This window comes from Paraburkholderia adhaesiva, from assembly GCF_021390575.1.
Lineage (GTDB): Bacteria > Pseudomonadota > Gammaproteobacteria > Burkholderiales > Burkholderiaceae > Paraburkholderia > Paraburkholderia adhaesiva.
Genome location: NZ_JAJEJQ010000001.1, coordinates 2529327 through 2546875 on the forward strand (window position 1 = coordinate 2529327; position 17549 = coordinate 2546875).

General features: G+C 65.0%; 15 protein-coding genes. 10 read left to right on the top strand and 5 right to left on the bottom strand.

The window, feature by feature from the left end; genetic code table 11:
• Positions 1–421: 421 nt before the first annotated feature.
• Positions 422–628 (top strand): cold shock domain-containing protein CspD, encoded by a 207-nt coding sequence (gene cspD / locus L0U80_RS11470; RefSeq protein ID WP_017776809.1) that lies wholly within the window; start codon positions 422–424, stop codon positions 626–628.
• A gap of 87 nt (positions 629–715) precedes the next feature.
• On the opposite strand, the gene L0U80_RS11475 is transcribed toward cspD, so the two are convergent.
• Positions 716–2308 carry a multicopper oxidase family protein gene (locus tag L0U80_RS11475; RefSeq protein WP_233864177.1) on the bottom strand — a complete coding sequence of 531 codons (1593 nt, stop codon included), beginning with the start codon at positions 2306–2308 and terminating at the stop codon, positions 716–718.
• 213 nt (positions 2309–2521) lie between these two features.
• Complete coding sequence (gene icd / locus L0U80_RS11480; RefSeq protein ID WP_233864178.1) at positions 2522–3778, bottom strand: NADP-dependent isocitrate dehydrogenase; 1257 nt, start codon at positions 3776–3778, stop codon at positions 2522–2524.
• A 436-nt stretch (positions 3779–4214) separates the two neighbouring features.
• Between icd and L0U80_RS11485 the strand changes: the two genes are divergently transcribed.
• The 9 genes from L0U80_RS11485 to L0U80_RS11525 all read left to right on the top strand — a co-directional run bounded on the left by L0U80_RS11485 (position 4215) and on the right by L0U80_RS11525 (position 15232).
• Positions 4215–4802: a pseudouridine synthase gene (locus tag L0U80_RS11485; RefSeq protein ID WP_233864179.1), complete on the top strand. Its 588-nt coding sequence runs from the start codon at positions 4215–4217 to the stop codon at positions 4800–4802.
• 331 nt (positions 4803–5133) lie between these two features.
• Positions 5134–5328, top strand: coding sequence for a hypothetical protein (locus tag L0U80_RS11490; protein ID WP_233864181.1), 195 nt, complete (start codon positions 5134–5136; stop codon positions 5326–5328).
• A gap of 249 nt (positions 5329–5577) precedes the next feature.
• Positions 5578–6096, top strand: a complete 519-nt coding sequence (locus L0U80_RS11495; RefSeq protein WP_233864182.1) for a DUF192 domain-containing protein — start codon at positions 5578–5580, stop codon at positions 6094–6096.
• A gap of 378 nt (positions 6097–6474) precedes the next feature.
• On the top strand, positions 6475–8580 hold the full coding sequence (gene fusA, locus L0U80_RS11500) for an elongation factor G (protein ID WP_233864185.1): 2106 nt from the start codon (positions 6475–6477) through the stop codon (positions 8578–8580).
• A gap of 161 nt (positions 8581–8741) precedes the next feature.
• A complete protein-coding gene (locus tag L0U80_RS11505) occupies positions 8742–9248 on the top strand; it encodes a cupin domain-containing protein (RefSeq protein WP_233864186.1) in 507 nt (168 codons plus the stop codon).
• Positions 9249–9580: 332 nt separating this feature from the next.
• Positions 9581–11233 carry an ABC transporter substrate-binding protein gene (locus tag L0U80_RS11510; protein ID WP_233864187.1) on the top strand — a complete coding sequence of 551 codons (1653 nt, stop codon included), beginning with the start codon at positions 9581–9583 and terminating at the stop codon, positions 11231–11233.
• A gap of 35 nt (positions 11234–11268) precedes the next feature.
• A complete protein-coding gene (locus tag L0U80_RS11515; protein WP_233864188.1) occupies positions 11269–12279 on the top strand; it encodes an ABC transporter permease in 1011 nt (336 codons plus the stop codon).
• Positions 12276–13145, top strand: coding sequence for an ABC transporter permease (locus tag L0U80_RS11520; protein ID WP_233864189.1), 870 nt, complete (start codon positions 12276–12278; stop codon positions 13143–13145). The genes L0U80_RS11515 and L0U80_RS11520 overlap by 4 nt, the downstream gene beginning before the upstream one ends.
• Entirely contained in the window at positions 13142–15232 is a 2091-nt protein-coding gene (locus tag L0U80_RS11525; RefSeq protein ID WP_233864190.1) for a dipeptide ABC transporter ATP-binding protein, read from the top strand. The genes L0U80_RS11520 and L0U80_RS11525 overlap by 4 nt, the downstream gene beginning before the upstream one ends.
• Positions 15233–15355: 123 nt before the next feature.
• Here the strand turns inward: L0U80_RS11525 and L0U80_RS11530 are convergent, their stop codons facing one another.
• The 3 genes from L0U80_RS11530 to L0U80_RS11540 form a co-directional block, all read right to left on the bottom strand.
• The gene (locus L0U80_RS11530; RefSeq protein WP_233864192.1) at positions 15356–15607 is read right to left on the bottom strand and encodes a hypothetical protein; all 252 of its coding nucleotides are present in this window, start codon (positions 15605–15607) and stop codon (positions 15356–15358) included.
• A gap of 337 nt (positions 15608–15944) precedes the next feature.
• The gene (locus L0U80_RS11535) at positions 15945–16214 is read right to left on the bottom strand and encodes a hypothetical protein (RefSeq protein WP_233864193.1); all 270 of its coding nucleotides are present in this window, start codon (positions 16212–16214) and stop codon (positions 15945–15947) included.
• A 458-nt stretch (positions 16215–16672) separates the two neighbouring features.
• Complete coding sequence (locus L0U80_RS11540) at positions 16673–17518, bottom strand: aldo/keto reductase (protein WP_233864194.1); 846 nt, start codon at positions 17516–17518, stop codon at positions 16673–16675.
• Positions 17519–17549 lie beyond the last annotated feature (31 nt).

A 17549-nucleotide genomic window follows, 5' to 3' on the forward strand; every position in this document is an offset into this window, starting at 1 on the left:
CCCTTTCCTGTCTCTTGGGCCTTTCGCGACATCGGGCGAATCGAGTATCGCACAACCTACGCCGTGCCGTAGACACCGTCCGTCGGAGGCCGCACGGATCGTGGGGATTTCCGCACTGCAACGAAACCTATGTGCGTCGATTATGCGACTTTTCAAGACGCCCCGCTCCACCCGTGCCGCGGCGAGGAAAAGCAGGAAAAACCCTGGAAATGCTGTCTTTACAACGCGTCACAGTGCATCTCAAAATATTCTTGACAGCCGAATAAAGAGCCTCAACAATCAAGCTGGCACTTTTTTCAGCCGTTTCAAATTCGAAAAAATGCCGTTGGTGAGCTTGTGAGGAGGGGACGATCGCAATGGGGCGATCGTTTAGCTTTTCGAACTGCTCGTGGTAGTGACATGAGTTACAGGGGAAGTAGGTATGGCAACCGGTACGGTCAAGTGGTTCAACGACGCGAAGGGCTTCGGCTTCATTACGCCTGACGAAGGTGGCGAGGATCTGTTCGCCCACTTCTCGGCCATCCAGATGAATGGCTTCAAGACCCTCAAAGAAGGTCAGAAGGTAAGTTTCGAAGTCGTGCAAGGCCCGAAGGGCAAACAGGCATCGAACATTCAGGCAGCCGCCTGATCCGTTCGGTACCCAGACCCTGGAAACCCGGCTTCGGCCGGGTTTCTCTTTTTTTGTGACACATTTTTGTCACGCGCTGCGGCACAACTAGACGACGCGCAACGTGCCCATCATGCCGAGATCCTCATGTTCGAGGATGTGGCAATGGAACATGCGATCGCCCGCGTCGCGCTGGACGGTTGCGATCCGGACAGTTTCGCCGGGCTCCACATTCACGGTGTCACGCCACGCCAGATAAGGCTCCGCGACGCGCACCCCGCCCCGCTCCCGCTCCAGCACCTGAAACTGCGTTCCGTGAAGATGGAACGGATGATCCATATCCGTGCGGTTTTCGATCGACCAGTGCTCGACTTCGCCACGACGGCTCGTGAGCGTCACGCGCCCGGGTTCGTACACGGCGCCGTTCACCATGAACTGCATGCCGCGCGGCATGCGTAGCGACGAAGCATCCGGCTGGTGCATCGCGTGCATGTCCATCGCCTCGCTGAACACGACCGACTGCTGGCCGCGCGCGGGCCCGAGCGTTGCGATATCGCGCAGATGCGCTGGCAACGACGTTGCCGCCGCAGCAGACGACGGCACAAAACGCACGTCGGCCAGCACACGGGCTGGCTCGGCCGGCAGGCTGCCGTGCGACATCGCCATCTTGCGGCGATCGTAGCGGGCGGCGATGAGCTTCGCGCGGGACGGCGCCGACCCCGCACGCACGATCAGCTCGGCGCGCTCGCCTGGCGCGAGCAGCAGCGACGTCAAACCGTCGCGCGGCGCAGCGAGCAGCCCGCCGTCGCTGCCGATGTGTGCGAACGGGCGGCCATCATCGAACGCAAGCAACAGATAGCGCGCGCTACAGCCGTTCCACACGCGCCAGCGTTCGTCGCTTGCGACATCGATCGCCGGGCGCAGCGCGCCGTTCACGAGCACGAACTGGCCTTCCCGCCCGTTCATCCAGTCCATCATCCCGTTCGCCGGGATCGTGCCATCGGCGGAAATCTTCAGGTCTGTGACAAACAGATTACGCTCGGGCCACCGTGCGAACGGATCGTCCGCCGCACGCACGACGATCGGCCCCGCCAGTCCGCGAAATACCTGCTCCGACGTCAGCATGTGCGGGTGCGGGTGATACCAGTACGTCCCCGCGCTTCCCGCAGGCAGCGTGAACCGGTAGACGCGCTGCGCGCCCGGCGCGATCGGGTGCGCGGGATTGCCGTCCTGTTCGGGCGGCACCGGCAAGCCGTGCCAGTGGATCGTGGTTGGCTGGGGCAAGCGGTTCGCGAAACGGATCTCAACCGTGTCGCCTTCGCGTACATCGATCAGCGGGCCGACTGCCGGACCGGCCGTGTCGCCGGACGCTGCGTTGTATTGCCAGAAAACCGTATCCGGCTGACCCGCGAGCATGGCCCGCGCGACCGGCTGGGCGACAAGCGTCGCCTGGAAATGGCCCGGTTCGCTGCTTTCGTTTGCAAGCATGCGCAGCGTGGCGAGCGGCGCGCCCGAGGGCAAGGCGTCGGCAGCCGCCAGCGGTACGTGAGACGCTAACATGCCGCCCGGCATGGCCATGTCGTCCCCCATGCGGGGCATAGCGTGTATGGTGGCGCTCGCGTCCTGCGCGATCGCGCTGCGCGCGAAAATCGACGCGGCAACGCCACCGAGCGTTCCGAACACAAAAGCTCTACGTTTCATCGATGGATTCATGGCGGCGAGTGATGGCAAAAAGATGGATAGTCTTGCGGATCATAGTGCACGACAAGATTGGTGAAGGAGTAACGGCACCGAGATAGTTCGGATCACTTATCAAATAGATCCGGCGAGTAATCGTCCGGCGCAATGAAAAACCCCGGCGGCCCGAGGGCCAGCCGGGGTTCTCATACCCGCGCCGCAAGGCGCCGGCTTCGCTCACATATTCTCGATCATCACCTGGCCGAACGCCGAACACGAAACCTGCGTCGCGCCTTCCATCAGCCGCGCGAAGTCGTACGTCACGCGTTTTTGCTGAATCGACTTCTCCATCGACTCGATGATGAGATCGGCAGCCTCGGTCCAGCCGAGGTGGCGCAGCATCATCTCCGCGGAAAGAATCTCCGAGCCAGGATTCACGTAGTCCTTGCCCGCGTACTTCGGTGCGGTGCCGTGCGTCGCCTCGAACATCGCCACCGAATCGGACAGGTTCGCACCGGGCGCAATGCCGATACCGCCGACCTGCGCTGCCAGCGCGTCCGAAATGTAATCGCCGTTCAGGTTCAGCGTGGCGATCACGTCGTACTCAGCGGGGCGCAGCAGGATCTGCTGGAGGAACGCGTCGGCGATCACGTCCTTCACGACGACGTCGCCACCGGTCTTCGGATTCTTGACCTTCATCCACGGACCGTCGTCGATCAGTTCCGCACCGAACTCACGTTGCGCGAGTGCATAGCCGTAGTCGCGGAACGCTCCTTCGGTGTACTTCATGATGTTGCCCTTGTGGACGAGCGTCACCGAGCGGCGTTCGTTATCGATCGCGTACTGGATCGCCTTGCGGACGAGCCGTTCCGTGCCCTCGCGCGAGACCGGCTTGATGCCAAGGCCCGACGAGTCCGGAAAGCGGATCTTCGACACGCCCATCTCCTCGCGCAGGAACCGGATGACCTTCTTCGCGCCTTCCGATTCGGCCGGCCATTCGATGCCGGCGTAGATGTCCTCCGAATTCTCGCGGAAGATCACCATGTTGACCTTCTCGGGCGCGCGTACCGGCGACGGCACGCCCTTGAAGTACTGCACCGGGCGCAGGCAGACGTAGAGGTCGAGTTGCTGGCGCAGCGCCACGTTGAGCGAGCGGATGCCGCCGCCGACCGGCGTCGTGAGCGGCCCCTTGATCGACACGACGTATTCCTTCACGACTTCCAGCGTCTCGTCGGGCAGCCACACGTCGGGCCCATAGACGCGCGTGGCCTTCTCGCCCGCGTAGATCTCCATCCAGTGGAGCTTGCGCTTGCCGCCGTATGCTTTCGCCACCGCAGCGTCGACCACCTTGAGCATCACCGGCGTGATGTCGACGCCGGTGCCGTCACCCTCGATATACGGGATGATCGGCTGGTCGGGGACGTTGAGCGAGAAATCCGCGTTGACGGTGATCTTCTCACCGCTCGTCGGAACCTGGATGTGCTGATACGGCATGATCGACTCCAGTTAGGGGCCTGGTTAGTGGTATCGGGTAGCTCGCGGCGCAACGGCATTCAACACTCGAAGCGCCTGCGCGAGACACACGCGGCCTCGCGGCATCCGGTGCGCTCGATGCTCGCGGCAGGGCCAGCCGCACAATGACGCTGCGAGTCCGCCCGTTCGCGTAACGGTCTGGCAGTCATTCTAGCCCACGCCCCGCAACGAGGCATCGTTCCTCCGGATCGTGCAAGCGACGACGCATCGCGAGTTGCCCAGCGCCAGCGCCCGGCACCGTTCACGCCCGCGTTATGTGCAACGCGCATATCGATGGCCGAGCTGGTCGCATCGAGCAGCCTTCATCTCGTGGATGGGTCGCATAATCCGATACACAGTTTTTTGCATTAACATCGCGCCGCGCCACAATAGAAACTCCCTCGCCCGCTCGCCTCTTATGCGTTTGATCGCCCTCAACAAGCCCTTCGGCACGATTTGCCAGTTTTCGCCGCACGAAACGCGCCCTTCTCTTGCCAACTGGGTCAAGACGCCGGGCGTGTATCCAGCGGGACGCCTCGACGCGGACAGCGAGGGCCTGCTGCTGCTCACCGACGATGGTGCGCTCCAGGCTCGCATTGCCGAGCCGCGTCGCAAGCTCGTGAAGCGCTACTGGGCGCAAGTCGAAGGCGAACCGGGAACCGAGGCGCTTGCCGCCCTCGAGCGTGGCGTCGATCTCGGCGACTTTGTGACGCAGCCGTGTCGGGCGTCGGTCATCGCATCACCCGATCACCTGTGGCCACGCGACCCGCCTATCCGCTTTCGTGCATCGATTCCCACCACATGGGTCGAACTCGCGATCAGCGAGGGCAAGAACCGGCAGGTTCGACGCATGACGGCTGCCGTCGGGTTTCCGACGCTGCGGCTCGTGCGCGTTGCGATCGGCTCGCTCGATATTTTTTCGCTCGGGATTGCGCCCGGAGAAAGCGTCGACGTACCGACCGACGCGCCGTGGCAACGAGCAAAGCACACGCCATCATCCCGATAGTCGTTGCGCCAGCACTTTTTGACTGGCATCAACCTGGCCTTCTATGCCGACGCGGTCGAAAGGAAATGAAAACATCGCGTCAACCGGGTCGCGATGCGATGCGTTAAACGACCCAGATGCCGCTGAAGCTATCCGGCATTCAGCCTTCAGGTACTTTTGCCCGGCGTGCGCAAGCCGTCCTGGTGAGGTCCCGACCGCTGGCAGACGCGTTCGCGAATTTCTCCGAAATTGTCGATCGAGACTGTCAACCGAAAGGTGGATGGCACGTTTACCGACCTGACTCCAAAAACCGAGTCACTTGGTTAATTAACTCAAGCTGAGGATTCACAACATGAACAAACTGATCGCCGCTCTGGTCGCTGGCCTCTTCGCAACGGCTGCATTCGCACAAGCTTCGGCTCCGGAAGCTGCTCCGGCTGCTGCCGCTGCTGCTTCGGCACCGAAGGCTGCTCACAAGAAGGCGCACAAGAAGTCGGCGCACAAGAAGGCTGCTAAGGCTGAAGCCGCATCGGCAGCTTCGGAGTAAGCTAGTTGTAAGGCGCATCGACGATCGGCATTCGTTGCCGGTCTGCATCGCGTTGAAAGGCAGATCGTCGCAAGGCGCTCTGCCTTTTGTTTTTTGGCGCGTTTTCCTGACGCGTGTTTTTGACGCTTTTTCATGCATTTTTTTCGCGCTGCGCTTTGCGTGTCACAGTTTGTATTTGACGCGCTTTGACCCACTCCGACGTACTCGCGTAACATGCGCGGGTTATAAGCTCAACCCAGGAGTCCTGTCGTGCGATTTTCCTTGCGCCCGCTTCTCGCGCGCTGCGCGTTCGCCGTTACCGTTTCGCTCGCCGCCGTCGCGGCCCTGACGTTCACGACGCTCGCCACGACCGGCGTCGCCCACGCCCAGCAGATGCCTCCCGGCGCGAAGCAGCCCAGCGAGTTTCCGCGCGTGAAGCTGACCGCCGGCATGTTCGTGATCGACGCTGCCGTCGCCGCCACCGATCCGGACCGCGAGCAAGGCCTCATGTATCGCACGCAACTCGGGCCGAACGAAGGCATGCTGTTCGTGTTCGGCGAAAACGCCGTCCATTGCTTCTGGATGAAAAACACGCTGATCCCGCTGTCGATTGCGTTCATTCGCGCAGACGGCACGATCACCGACATCGACGAGATGCAGGCCGAAACGACCAACAACCACTGCCCGCGCAATAACGGCGTCTTCGCGCTCGAAATGCCAAAAGGCTGGTTCTCGTCGAAGGGCGTCAAGCCCGGCATGAAGATCCAGGGTCTCCCGCAGCTCCAGTGACCGGGTGACGCGCGGCGCCGCCCGCGCTCACGTCCGCCGGTCGCGGACGCCACTCCACAACGGACTGCACCGCCCGCACGTTCACCGCGTGCCCCCCCGCCTGCGCCAGCTTGCTCCGGATAAGCCGGCCCCGCTTCCAGCGGCGCCGGCTTTTGCGCATTCACAGTGCATACCGCCTCGCCTCCCCGCCGTTGAGCCTGCCTGAACAGTAGCGCTCCGCCGATCTGACTCACATCCTGCAAAAGGGCGTAACAAGCGCTATCCTGATAACCCAGCACGCGCGATGCATCGGGCACCGCGCGTCGCGCCAGACCGCGCGCAGGCCGCGCCGCGCGCCGTCCGGCACCATCCACGGCGCGTATTCCAAGGAGATTCACCGTGCCTCGCAAGACTCCCATCGAGCGCTATCGCAACATCGGGATCAGCGCTCACATCGATGCCGGCAAAACCACCACGACAGAACGCATCCTGTTCTACACCGGCGTGAATCACAAGCTTGGCGAGGTTCACGACGGCGCGGCGACCATGGACTGGATGGAGCAGGAACAGGAACGCGGGATCACGATCACGTCGGCCGCGACGACCGCGTTCTGGAAAGGCATGGCCGGCAATTATCCCGAACACCGCATCAACATCATCGACACCCCGGGACACGTCGACTTCACGATCGAAGTCGAGCGGTCCATGCGCGTGCTCGACGGCGCGTGCATGGTGTACGACTCCGTGGGCGGCGTGCAGCCGCAGTCGGAAACCGTGTGGCGTCAGGCGAACAAGTACAAGGTGCCACGCATCGCGTTCGTCAACAAGATGGACCGTGTCGGCGCGGACTTCTTCCGCGTGCAGCGGCAGATCGGCGAGCGCCTCAAGGGCGTGGCCGTGCCCATCCAGATTCCGGTCGGCGCCGAGGACCACTTCCAGGGCGTGGTCGATCTCGTGAAGATGAAGGCGATCGTCTGGGACGACGAGAGCCAGGGCGTGAAGTTCGAGTACGAGGACATTCCGGCCGAATTGGCCGGACTCGCGAAGGAGTGGCGCGAAAAGATGGTCGAGGCCGCTGCCGAGGCCGACGAGGTGCTGCTCGAAAAGTACCTCGATGACCACGAGAGCCTGACCGAAGAGGAGATCAAGGGCGCATTGCGCCGCCGCACGATTGCAGGCGAGATCGTGCCGATGCTCTGCGGCAGCGCGTTCAAGAACAAGGGCGTGCAGGCAATGCTCGACGCCGTGATCGACTATCTGCCCTCGCCGGTCGACGTGCCCGCGATTCTCGGCCACGACCTCCACGACAAGGAAATCGAGCGCCATCCGAACGACGACGAGCCATTCTCGGCGCTCGCGTTCAAGATCATGACCGATCCGTTCGTGGGTCAATTGATCTTCTTCCGTGTCTATTCCGGCGTGGTCGAATCGGGCGACACCGTGCTGAACGCCACGAAGGACAAGAAGGAGCGTCTCGGACGCATCCTGCAGATGCACGCGAACGAGCGCAAGGAAATCAAGGAAGTGCGCGCGGGCGACATCGCCGCGGCGGTCGGCCTGAAGGAAGCGACGACGGGCGACACGCTCTGCGATCCGGCACACGCGATCGTGCTCGAAAAGATGATCTTCCCCGAGCCCGTGATCTCGCAGGCCGTCGAGCCGAAGACCAAGGCCGACCAGGAAAAGATGGGCATCGCGTTGAACCGTCTCGCGCAGGAAGACCCGTCGTTCCGCGTGCAGACCGACGAAGAATCGGGACAGACGATCATCTCCGGCATGGGCGAGCTGCACCTCGAAATTCTCGTCGATCGCATGAAGCGCGAGTTCGGCGTGGAGGCGACGGTCGGCAAGCCGCAGGTCGCGTATCGCGAGACCGTGCGCAACAAGGTCGAAGACGTGGAAGGCAAGTTCGTCAAGCAGTCGGGCGGGCGCGGCCAGTACGGTCACGCCGTCATCACGCTCGAACCGCAGGTGCAAGGCAAGGGCTATGAGTTCGTCGACGCCATCAAGGGTGGCGTGATTCCGCGCGAATACATCCCGGCCGTCGACAAGGGCATTCAGGAAACGCTGAAGGCAGGCGTGCTCGCTGGCTATCCTGTCGTCGATACCAAGGTCACGCTCACGTTCGGCTCGTATCACGACGTCGACTCGAACGAAAACGCCTTCCGCATGGCCGGTTCGATGGCCTTCAAGGAAGCGATGCGGCGCGCGAAGCCTGTGCTGCTCGAACCGATGATGGCCGTCGAAGTGGAAACGCCCGAGGAGTTCATGGGCAATGTGATGGGCGATCTGTCGAGCCGGCGCGGCATCGTGCAGGGCATGGAGGACATCGCGGGCGGCGGCGGCAAGATCGTGCGCGCCGAGGTGCCGCTTTCGGAAATGTTCGGCTACTCGACGTCGTTGCGTTCGCTCACGCAGGGCCGCGCGACCTACACGATGGAGTTCAAGCACTACGCGGAAACGCCGCAGAACGTCGCCGAAGCGGTCATCAACGCGAAGAAGTAACAAGCGCTGCGATACCCGGAGCCCGTCCCGTCGCCGGGACGGGCTTTTTCGTTGGCGGACGTGTTGGCCAGCGCCGCACGGCAATGCGCTTTTGCCGTACTTTCGACCATGTACAGCGCGCCTTCGCAGCAACGACGCGCCGCCAGAAAGGAGAGACGACGATGGGCCACGATCATGACCACAACCACGACGCCCCGGCTGCGCCGGTCGATTGGCGCGAGCACGGCGTCAAGGTGATCCGCGGCGATCAGCTCGACACCAACACCCCGCAGACGCCCGGCATGAACCGCGCCGCGGCGATCAACGCCGCCCGCGTGGGTGCGCAGAAGATCTGGGCAGGCACCGTGACGATTCATCCGAACGCGAAGACGGGCGCGCATCATCACGGCGCGCTCGAAAGCGTGATCTACGTGGTGCGCGGCCACGCCCGCATGCGTTGGGGCGAGCACCTCGAATTCACCGCTGAGGCCGGGCCCGGCGATTTCATCTTCGTGCCGCCGTATGTGCCGCATCAGGAGATCAACGCGAGCACCGACGATCCGCTCGAATGCGTGCTCGTGCGCAGCGACAACGAGGCGGTTGTCGTGAACCTGAACATCGACGCCGTCGAAGCGCCGGAAACCGTCTACTGGGTCGATCCGATCCATCGTCATCCGCACGATCATTGACTTGCCGACCGTGATGCCCGTCCACGGGCTTCGTTCGCGCCTCTTCGGCCGTTACCCGGTACTGATCCCCGCGAACGTAGCCGCGCGGGTGGGCACGCTCATCGCGCTCCGTCCTCAATCGATGCTGCCCAGCACCGCGCTTCGAGGCATCGCCCGCACAAAGCCATCCCCGCTCATCGCAAACCAGACTATCGGAACCTTCGCACGCCCTCGCCGCTGGATCGCTTAAACTGGACCGGTATTCGTCGCTAGCTGCACCGCATGCCGCCGTCGCGATTCTCCCCTCGGGATGGGTCGCGCCCACTCACGGAACTGCACGGAATCGCGCACCGATGAAACGACCGCCGTCCTCTGCCGGGCCTTTCGAACTGCTGCGCCGCAACGCCGGCGACTACGGCAATCACGCCATCGACGAATATCTGGCCGGCCGCCTCACCCGCCGCGAACTACTGCGTTGCGCGGGTGTGCTCGGCCTCACGCTCACCGCCAGCGGGCTTTTGGCGCCGCGCTTCGCGCGGGCGCAGCAGCCAACGAACCAGACGATCCGCGTCGCGCACCTGATGCCTGCTGGCGCCGTCGATCCGCTGACGCTGACCGACGCAGGCGGCCTGTGCCTCCTGAACCAGACCGGCGAGTTCCTGGCCGACGATGACGCCAGCGGCCGCCTCGCCCCCGCGCTCGCGCTCTCGTGGCAACCGAACGACAAGGTGGACGTGTGGACCTTCAAGCTGCGCCCGAACGTGCAATTCCACGACGGCCGGCCATTCGGTGCGAAGGACGTGGCGGCGACGTTCGACCGCCTCGCCGATCCGGCGAGCGGTTCGGCCGCGCTGTCCGTGCTGAAGGGCGTGCTGTCGAAAGGCGGCACGAAGGTCATCGACGATCACACCGTAGCGTTCCATCTCGACGCACCCAACGGCAACTTCCCGTACTACGTTTCATCCGACAACTACAACGCCGTGATGTTGCCCGCGAACTATGCCGGCAACTACGAGAAAAGCTTCATCGGCACAGGACAGTTCAAGCTCGAAAGCTTCCAGCCGCGACAGGGCGCAACATTCGTTCGCAATCCGGATTACTGGGGCAACAAGGCGCTGCCCGCACGCGTTCAATTCGCGTTCTACGCCGACGAAGCGGCGCAGATCCTCGCACTGCAGGGACGCCAGGCGGATGTGATGGGCACGTTCACCGTGCAGGGCGGCATCGGCATTCTGAACAATCCCGACTTCAAGGTGATCGGCGTGCGCTCCAGCGCGCATCGCCAGATTCACATGCGCAACGACGCGCCCGCATTCAAGGACAAACGCGTGCGCCAGGCGCTGGCGCTGGCGCTCGATCGCGACGTGATGGTGCGCGGGCTCTTCAAGGGCCGCGCCGTGGTCGGCAACGACAGCCCGTTCGCGCCGGTCTTTCCGTCGAGCCCGACCAGCGTGCCGCAGCGAAAGGCCGATATCGCGAAGGCACGCCAGTTGCTCGCGCAAGCCGGTGTGGCGAATGGCTTCGACGTTACCCTCACCACAGAAAAGTACATGGAGATTCCCGATCTGGCCGTGGTCGTGCAGAACGCCGCGAAAGCGATCGGTGTGCGCATCGCGCTCAAGGTCGAAAGCCAGGGGCAGTACTACGGCGCCGGCACGTACGGCAAATCGGACTGGCTCGACTCGCCGCTCGGCATCACCGATTACGGGCATCGCGGCGTGCCGAACGCGTTCCTCAACGCGCCGCTCACGAGTGGCGGCACGTGGAATGCTGCCCATTTCGGCAACGCGCAGTACGACAAGCTGGTGGCGCAGTTCGTCGCGACGCTCGACGTGGCCGCGCAAAAGCAGATCGCCGCGCAGATCGCCACGCTGTTGCTCGACGAGACGCCCGTCATCATCCCGTACTTCTACGACCAGCTAATCGCGCAACGGACCGCCCTGCAGGGCGTGCGCTTCACGGCGCTCGCGCAGCTCTACTTCGACCGCGCCACGCTCGCCGCCTGATTCGCGGGCCACGGCGCGCACGCAACTGGAGTCCGATGGCTACACCGCTGACGAGTCCGCCGCAACGCACTGACGCCGCGCGAACCGCGCCTGCGCTTCGCTTCATCGCGCACCGTGCGGCGTGGGCGCTTTCTACGTTGTGGCTGCTGTCGATTCTCGCGTTCGCGGGCGGACAACTGCTGCCTGGCGACATTGGCCGTGCGGTGCTCGGGCCACTCGCCGATGCGCGCGCCGTTGCCGCGCTCAATCATCAGCTCGGCGCCGACCGCCCGGCATTCGAGCAATACGTCACGTGGATTTCGCGCGTACTGCGCGGCGACTTCGGCACGTCGTGGAGCTATCGCGAGAGCGTCGCGCCGTTCGTGGGCGCGGCGCTGATCAAGTCCGCGATACTGGGCCTGCTCGCGTTCGTGGTGGTCGTGCCGGCGGGCGTCGGCGCAGGCGTGTGGGCCGCGCTGCACGCGGGCCGCCCGCTCGACCGCGCGATCAGCACCGTCGGCCTGTGTGCAAGCGCGGTGCCCGAGTTTGTCTCCTCGATCGCGCTGATTCTCGTCTTCGGCGTGTGGCTGCGCTGGCTGCCGATCGAGGCCGTCGCGCCGCCCGGCGCCGGCGCCGCCGAACAGTTGCGTCATCTGGTACTGCCGGTACTGCCGCTCGTCTTCGTGTTCTTCGGCTACCTCGCCCGCATGGCACGCGCTGGCATGCTTGGCGCGCTCGATGCCGACTACACCCGCACCGCGATTCTCAAGGGCCTGCCACGGCGTGTCGTGATCGTGCGGCACGTGCTGCGCAATGCGCTCCTGCCCACGGTGACGGTCGCGGCGACGCAGCTCGGCTATCTGATCGGCGGACTCGTCGTCGTGGAGACGCTGTTCCGCTATCCCGGCATCGGCTCGCTGATCTATAACGCGGCGAAAGTAAAAGACTTCCCGATGCTCGAAGCCGGCGTGCTCGCGATCGGCGCGGTGTACACGCTCGCCAATCTCGCCGCCGATCTGCTGCACGTGCTGCTCGATCCGCGGCTACGCACAAGGGCCGGCCCATGAGCGACAGCGCCGCCACGCCAGTCACTGCGTCGCCCGACGCAGCACGCTTTCACGTGCTGCGCGAGCTGCTGCGCTCGCCTGCGTTTCTTGTGGGCGCGGCAGTCCTGCTCTGGTGGATCGTCTGTGCGCTCGCGGGACACGCGTTCGCCCCGGTCGACCCTTTTGCAACCGACCCGCTCAGCTCGCTGATGCCGCCCGACCGCACCCACTGGTGCGGCACCGATCAACTCGGTCGCGATGTGTGCTCGCGCGTGATCGTGGGCGCCCGCGACATCCTCACCATCGCGCCGCTTGCCACGCTCACCGGCACACTCGTGGGCACCGCGCTCGGCCTCGTTACGGGCTACTTCGAGGGCTTTGCAGGCAGCCTCGTCGCGCGCACGCTCGATGCGGTGCTCGCGCTGCCACTGGTGATCGTCGCGCTCGTGGTGCTTGCGGCGGTGGGAGCGTCGAATCTCGCCGTCGTGCTCGTGATCGGCATCACGTTCGCGCCGCTGATCGCCCGCACGGTGCGCGCGGCCGTGCTCGCGGAACGCCATCTGGACTACGTCGCCGCGGCCCAGTTGCGCGGCGAACGCGCACCGTATGTGATGTTCGCCGAGATCCTGCCGAACGTCTGGCCGCCCATCGTCGTCGAAGCAACCGTGCGGCTCGGCTATGCCATCTTCGCGGTGGCGACGCTCTCGTTCCTCGGATTCGGCATCCAGCCGCCCTCGGCGGACTGGGGGCTCGCGCTCGCCGAATCGTATGCGCTGCTCGCGGGCGGCGCGTGGTGGACCGTCGCGTTCGATGCACTCGCGATCGCTTCGCTCGTCGTCGCCGTGAACCTGATCGCCGACGCCCTGCGCGAGGCACTCGAATCATGAGCGGCCAACGCGCAGCGCCAACCCGGTCGATAGCGACCTTCGGTGCCCCGCGCGGCGGCGACGAAGATGCGCTTGCGCTAGTCGGCCTCACCGTCGCCTATCGCGTGAAGGGGCGCGAGCGCGAAGTGCTCACGGATGTCTCGTTGCGCATCCGGCGCGGCGAGTCGTATGGACTCGTCGGCGAATCGGGCTGCGGCAAGTCGACGGTCGCGCTCGCGGCGCTGCGCTTTCTCGCGCGCAATGGCCGCGTGAAAGCCGGACGTATCGCGATCGCCGGAAAGGACGTGCTCGCGCTCGATGCCGACGGCTTGCGCGCGCTGCGCGCGAACACGGTGTCGATGGTCTATCAGGACCCGGCGGGCGCGCTCAATCCGTCGCTCACCATCGCGCGCCAGTTGACCGAGGCATTCGAAGCAGCGGGCGTGAGCGCAGGCGACGCCCTAGCATGCGCGCCCGACATGCTGAGGCGCGTACGCATCGCCGATCCCGCGCGTGTGATGGCGAGCTACCCGCACGAGCTTTCGGGCGGCATGCAGCAGCGCGTCGTGATTGCGATGGCGCTCGCATCGAACCCCGCGCTCCTGATCCTCGACGAGCCGACGACCGGACTCGACGCGACCGTCGAAGCCGAAGTGCTCGCGCTCATTGCGCAACTGCGCGCGGAATTCGGTATGGCGGTGCTGTTCATCAGCCACGACCTCGCCGTGATCCGGCAGATGTGCGATCGCATCGGCGTGCTGTATGCGGGACGTCTTGTCGAAGAAGGCGCGACGCGCGATGTGTTCGCGCGAGCACGTCATCCCTATACGGTGGGGCTGCTGCGCTGCCTGCCCGCGCAAGGACGCAGCAAGGCGGCGGGACCGCTCGACACGGTTCCCGGCGAACTGCCAGCGCCGGGAACCATCGCGCGCGGCTGCGTGTTTGCGCCGCGCTGCCGGCTCGCCGATGCGCGCTGCCGTGAGGACGCGCCGCCGCCGCATCGTATGGAGGCGCCGTACGGCGAGCGGATGGCGCGCTGCCACTACCACGAAAGCGCCTTCGAGCTGCCGTCCGCCGGACCCGCCGAGCCCACGGACATGAGCGCCCACGCGGCTACGACGCAAAGCGATCGCCCGGTCGTGCTTCGCGCCATCGACGTATCGCGCACGTTCGGACGCGGCGCGCAGGCCGTGCGCGCGCTCGACGGCGTCTCGATCGAACTGCACGCGGGCGAGACGCTAGGACTCGTCGGCGAATCGGGTAGCGGCAAGACAACGCTCGCGAAACTGCTGCTCGGGCTGCACGCACCCGACGCGGGCGGCCGCGTCGAACTGGACGGCGAGCCGCTGCCCGCGCGCGTTGCGCGGCGCAGCGCGAAACAGCGGGAAGCGCTGCGACTCGTGTTCCAGAATCCCGACCTGTCGCTCAACCGTGCGCTGCCCGTGAAGCGTCTGATCGGGCGCTCGCTCGCGCGTACCGTTGCCGCGCGCGAGAACGAGCCTGTGGGGCTGAATGCACGGCTCGAAGCGTTACTCGACGCCGTGCGCGTGCCCACGCGCTATCTGGCCGCGCGCGCGCGTCAGCTCTCGGGCGGCCTCAAACAACGCGTCGCGATTGCACAGGCGTTCGCGGGGGAACCGCGCATCGTCATCTGCGACGAACCCACTTCGGCGCTCGACGTCTCCGTGCAGGCGGCAATCCTGAATCTGCTCGCGCGGCTGCAGCGCGAGCGTGGCGTGAGCTATCTGTTCATCTCGCACGACCTCGACGTCGTGCGCTATCTCGCCGATCGCGTGATGGTGCTCTACGCAGGCCAGGTCGTTGAAACCGGCCCCGCCGATGCGCTCTTCGGCGGCCCATGCCATCCGTACACTGAAACGCTGCTCGCCGCGCAAATGTCACAGGCAAGCGAAACGAACGGCGCTCGCACATCGACTGCGGGGTGCGTCTTCTGCGCACGCTGCCCGCGCCGCATCGGCGCGGTCTGTGATGAACAGGCGCCGCCCTTCTCCAGCGCGGGCGACGGTCATCTCATACGCTGCCATATTCCTGTGGACGAGCTACGCGGGTTGCAGGAAGCGGCAAAATCGGCGCGAGCAAACGTCTGAGGTTCGCGTGTCGCGCGGGGCGACCTACGGGGCTGCAACACAAACCGATAACGATGCCTCCTCGCGTTTCATCATCGAAACGTTTTCGTCCCTTTCCCCCTCGCCGGCGTGGCGTCGAGATTGTCAGGTCCCGCTGCCGCGCCGTTCTTCGTCCGATGGCACGGAACTCGCTAAATCACGGTCAGGCATCCGGTCGCTGCCTTCATGCGTGACTTCGCGGGTAGTCATGCAAGGCCAGCGGATGACCGGCCGCACGATGCACTCGCTTTCTGCCGGACCATCTGAGCGGGTTCCGACAATCAGCAAGTAGTCCTGCGCGTCCCGGTCGCCCGACGATTCGTCGCCGGATGCCTTGCAGTCCATCGACGTCGTCACGAACGTCGTGACGACGCGACGTGGCGAGTAACTACGGGGACGGGCGGCGTGCATGAACTAAAGCATGTCGCCCGAAAAAAAGCGCGGAAGGGGCAACGGCGCAACGACGCCGTTGCCTCCGGGGAAAAGCAATGAAAAATACGTCTTTCAATCAGTACTACTGTGGATTTGCCAGAGACGTAGCTGTGTGTGCGGTCGGTATGGGCATGATGTTGACCGCCATCGCGGCCTGAGCTGCGCATGGCGGTGCCGTCGATGCGAACACTACGCTACAGATTGCGCAGGCAGACGCGGAAGTCGGCGACGCCAACCAGGCTTTCGCCCCTGAAGACGTCGCTCACGACGCCGCCATCGTGTTTTCGCTGAAGACCTGTGTCGGCAACGCAGGGGACTGTGGCTCCGGACCCGGCGGGGGCGCCTCTGGTACGGCCAGCGCTGGCACGAGCGGTAGTTCCGGCACGAGCGCCACGTCGGGGACGAACGGAACCGCAAGCTCGGCGCACGGGCCGTCCAGTGCTGCGGCTAATTCAGGCTCGCACGGTTCCGGTCCCGGAGGATCGGGCGGCGCGTCGAGCGGGTCCAGCGGTTCAAGCGGGGGCGGTTCCAATGGGGGTGGTAGTTCCAGCAGCGGAGGTGGTTCAAATGGCAGCGGCTCGAATGGTGGTGGCTCCAGCGGCGATGGCTCGAGTGGCTGCGGTTGCGGAAGTGGCCACGGAGGGCCGTCCGGTGGACCGACGGGAGGTCCCTCTGGCGGATTCGGTGGAGGTTTCGGTGGCGGATTCGGCAAAGGTGGACCAGCTGGCGGCCCGGGCGGCGGGTTCGGCAGCGGCCACGGTGGCGGCCATGGCGGCAACGGACATTAGCCTCCCCCGGCGGGGCGGGCGCGCCGCCGAAGCCACTCCGACCTGGCGCGATGGCCGCTCGCGTCAGGCGAGGCGTCGGCGGCGGCATCCCGGTCCCCCGGCCGGGGGCCGCCGCCGGGCTCCGGATGCCGGCTTTCCCTGCTGCATCTTTGCGTCGCGCATTCGTCTTTGAATCGATCGGGCCGCGCGGCGCGCTCGCACGTCAGAGCATTTCGAGCGGCTGCTTTCTGCGTGGCGGCTTGAAGTGAGCGTCGAGCGCGGCGAGGTCCTCCGCACTCAACTCGATATCGAGCGCCGCGCGGTTCTCGCGCACATGCTCGATGCGCGACGCCTTCGGGATCGCGCACACGCCCGGCTGGTTGAGCACCCACGCCATCGCGACCTGATAGACCGAAACACCGCGCGCACGAGCGATATCGTCGAGCGGCGAGTGCTTCGGCAGCCGTGCGTGATCGATCGGGCTATAGGCCATAATCGGCATGTGATGCTGTTTGCACCACGGCAGCAGGTCAAACTCGGGCCCGCGCCGCGCGACGTTGTAGAGGATCTGGTTCGTCGCGCATCCCTTGCCCCACCGCACGGCGAAGAGTTCTTCCATGTCGTCGACGTCGAACTTGCTCACGCCCCAGTGACGGATTTTGCCCGCGCGCACGAGCGCCTCGAAGCCCGCCACCGTCTCGTCGAGCGGCACGCTCCCGCGCCAGTGCAGCAGGTAGAGATCGATCCGGTCCGTGCCGAGACGCTTCAGGCTCGCCTCGCAGGCTCTTCGCACGCCGCTCTCGCTCGCGTTGTGCGGATACACCTTGCTCACAAGAAACACATCGTCGCGCAAGCCGCGCAGCGCTTCGCCGACGAGCTGCTCGGTAGCCCCTTCGCCGTACATTTCGGCGGTGTCGATGAGCGTCATGCCAAGCGCAATACCCTCGCGCAGTGCGGCAATTTCGTCGGCGCGGCGCGCGGCGCGCTCGCCCATCTCCCACGTTCCCTGTCCGAGCTTCGGAATGCGCTCGCCGCCCGGCAGCGCGACATGGGGAAGTCCGATCGTCATGGTGGCTGGCTCCTTGTGCCGTGCGAAACGC

What these genes read in the sequence shown, in the direction of transcription:
- cspD (WP_017776809.1), top strand. Translation starts at nt 422, where the DNA reads ATGGCAACCGGTACGGTCAAGTGGTTCAACGACGCGAAGGGCTTCGGC.
- L0U80_RS11475 (WP_233864177.1), bottom strand. Translation starts at nt 2,308, where the DNA reads ATGAAACGTAGAGCTTTTGTGTTCGGAACGCTCGGTGGCGTTGCCGCG.
- icd (WP_233864178.1), bottom strand. Translation starts at nt 3,778, where the DNA reads ATGCCGTATCAGCACATCCAGGTTCCGACGAGCGGTGAGAAGATCACC.
- L0U80_RS11485 (WP_233864179.1), top strand. Translation starts at nt 4,215, where the DNA reads ATGCGTTTGATCGCCCTCAACAAGCCCTTCGGCACGATTTGCCAGTTT.
- L0U80_RS11490 (WP_233864181.1), top strand. Translation starts at nt 5,134, where the DNA reads ATGAACAAACTGATCGCCGCTCTGGTCGCTGGCCTCTTCGCAACGGCT.
- L0U80_RS11505 (WP_233864186.1), top strand. Translation starts at nt 8,742, where the DNA reads ATGGGCCACGATCATGACCACAACCACGACGCCCCGGCTGCGCCGGTC.
- L0U80_RS11510 (WP_233864187.1), top strand. Translation starts at nt 9,581, where the DNA reads ATGAAACGACCGCCGTCCTCTGCCGGGCCTTTCGAACTGCTGCGCCGC.
- L0U80_RS11515 (WP_233864188.1), top strand. Translation starts at nt 11,269, where the DNA reads ATGGCTACACCGCTGACGAGTCCGCCGCAACGCACTGACGCCGCGCGA.
- L0U80_RS11520 (WP_233864189.1), top strand. Translation starts at nt 12,276, where the DNA reads ATGAGCGACAGCGCCGCCACGCCAGTCACTGCGTCGCCCGACGCAGCA.
- L0U80_RS11525 (WP_233864190.1), top strand. Translation starts at nt 13,142, where the DNA reads ATGAGCGGCCAACGCGCAGCGCCAACCCGGTCGATAGCGACCTTCGGT.
- L0U80_RS11540 (WP_233864194.1), bottom strand. Translation starts at nt 17,518, where the DNA reads ATGACGATCGGACTTCCCCATGTCGCGCTGCCGGGCGGCGAGCGCATT.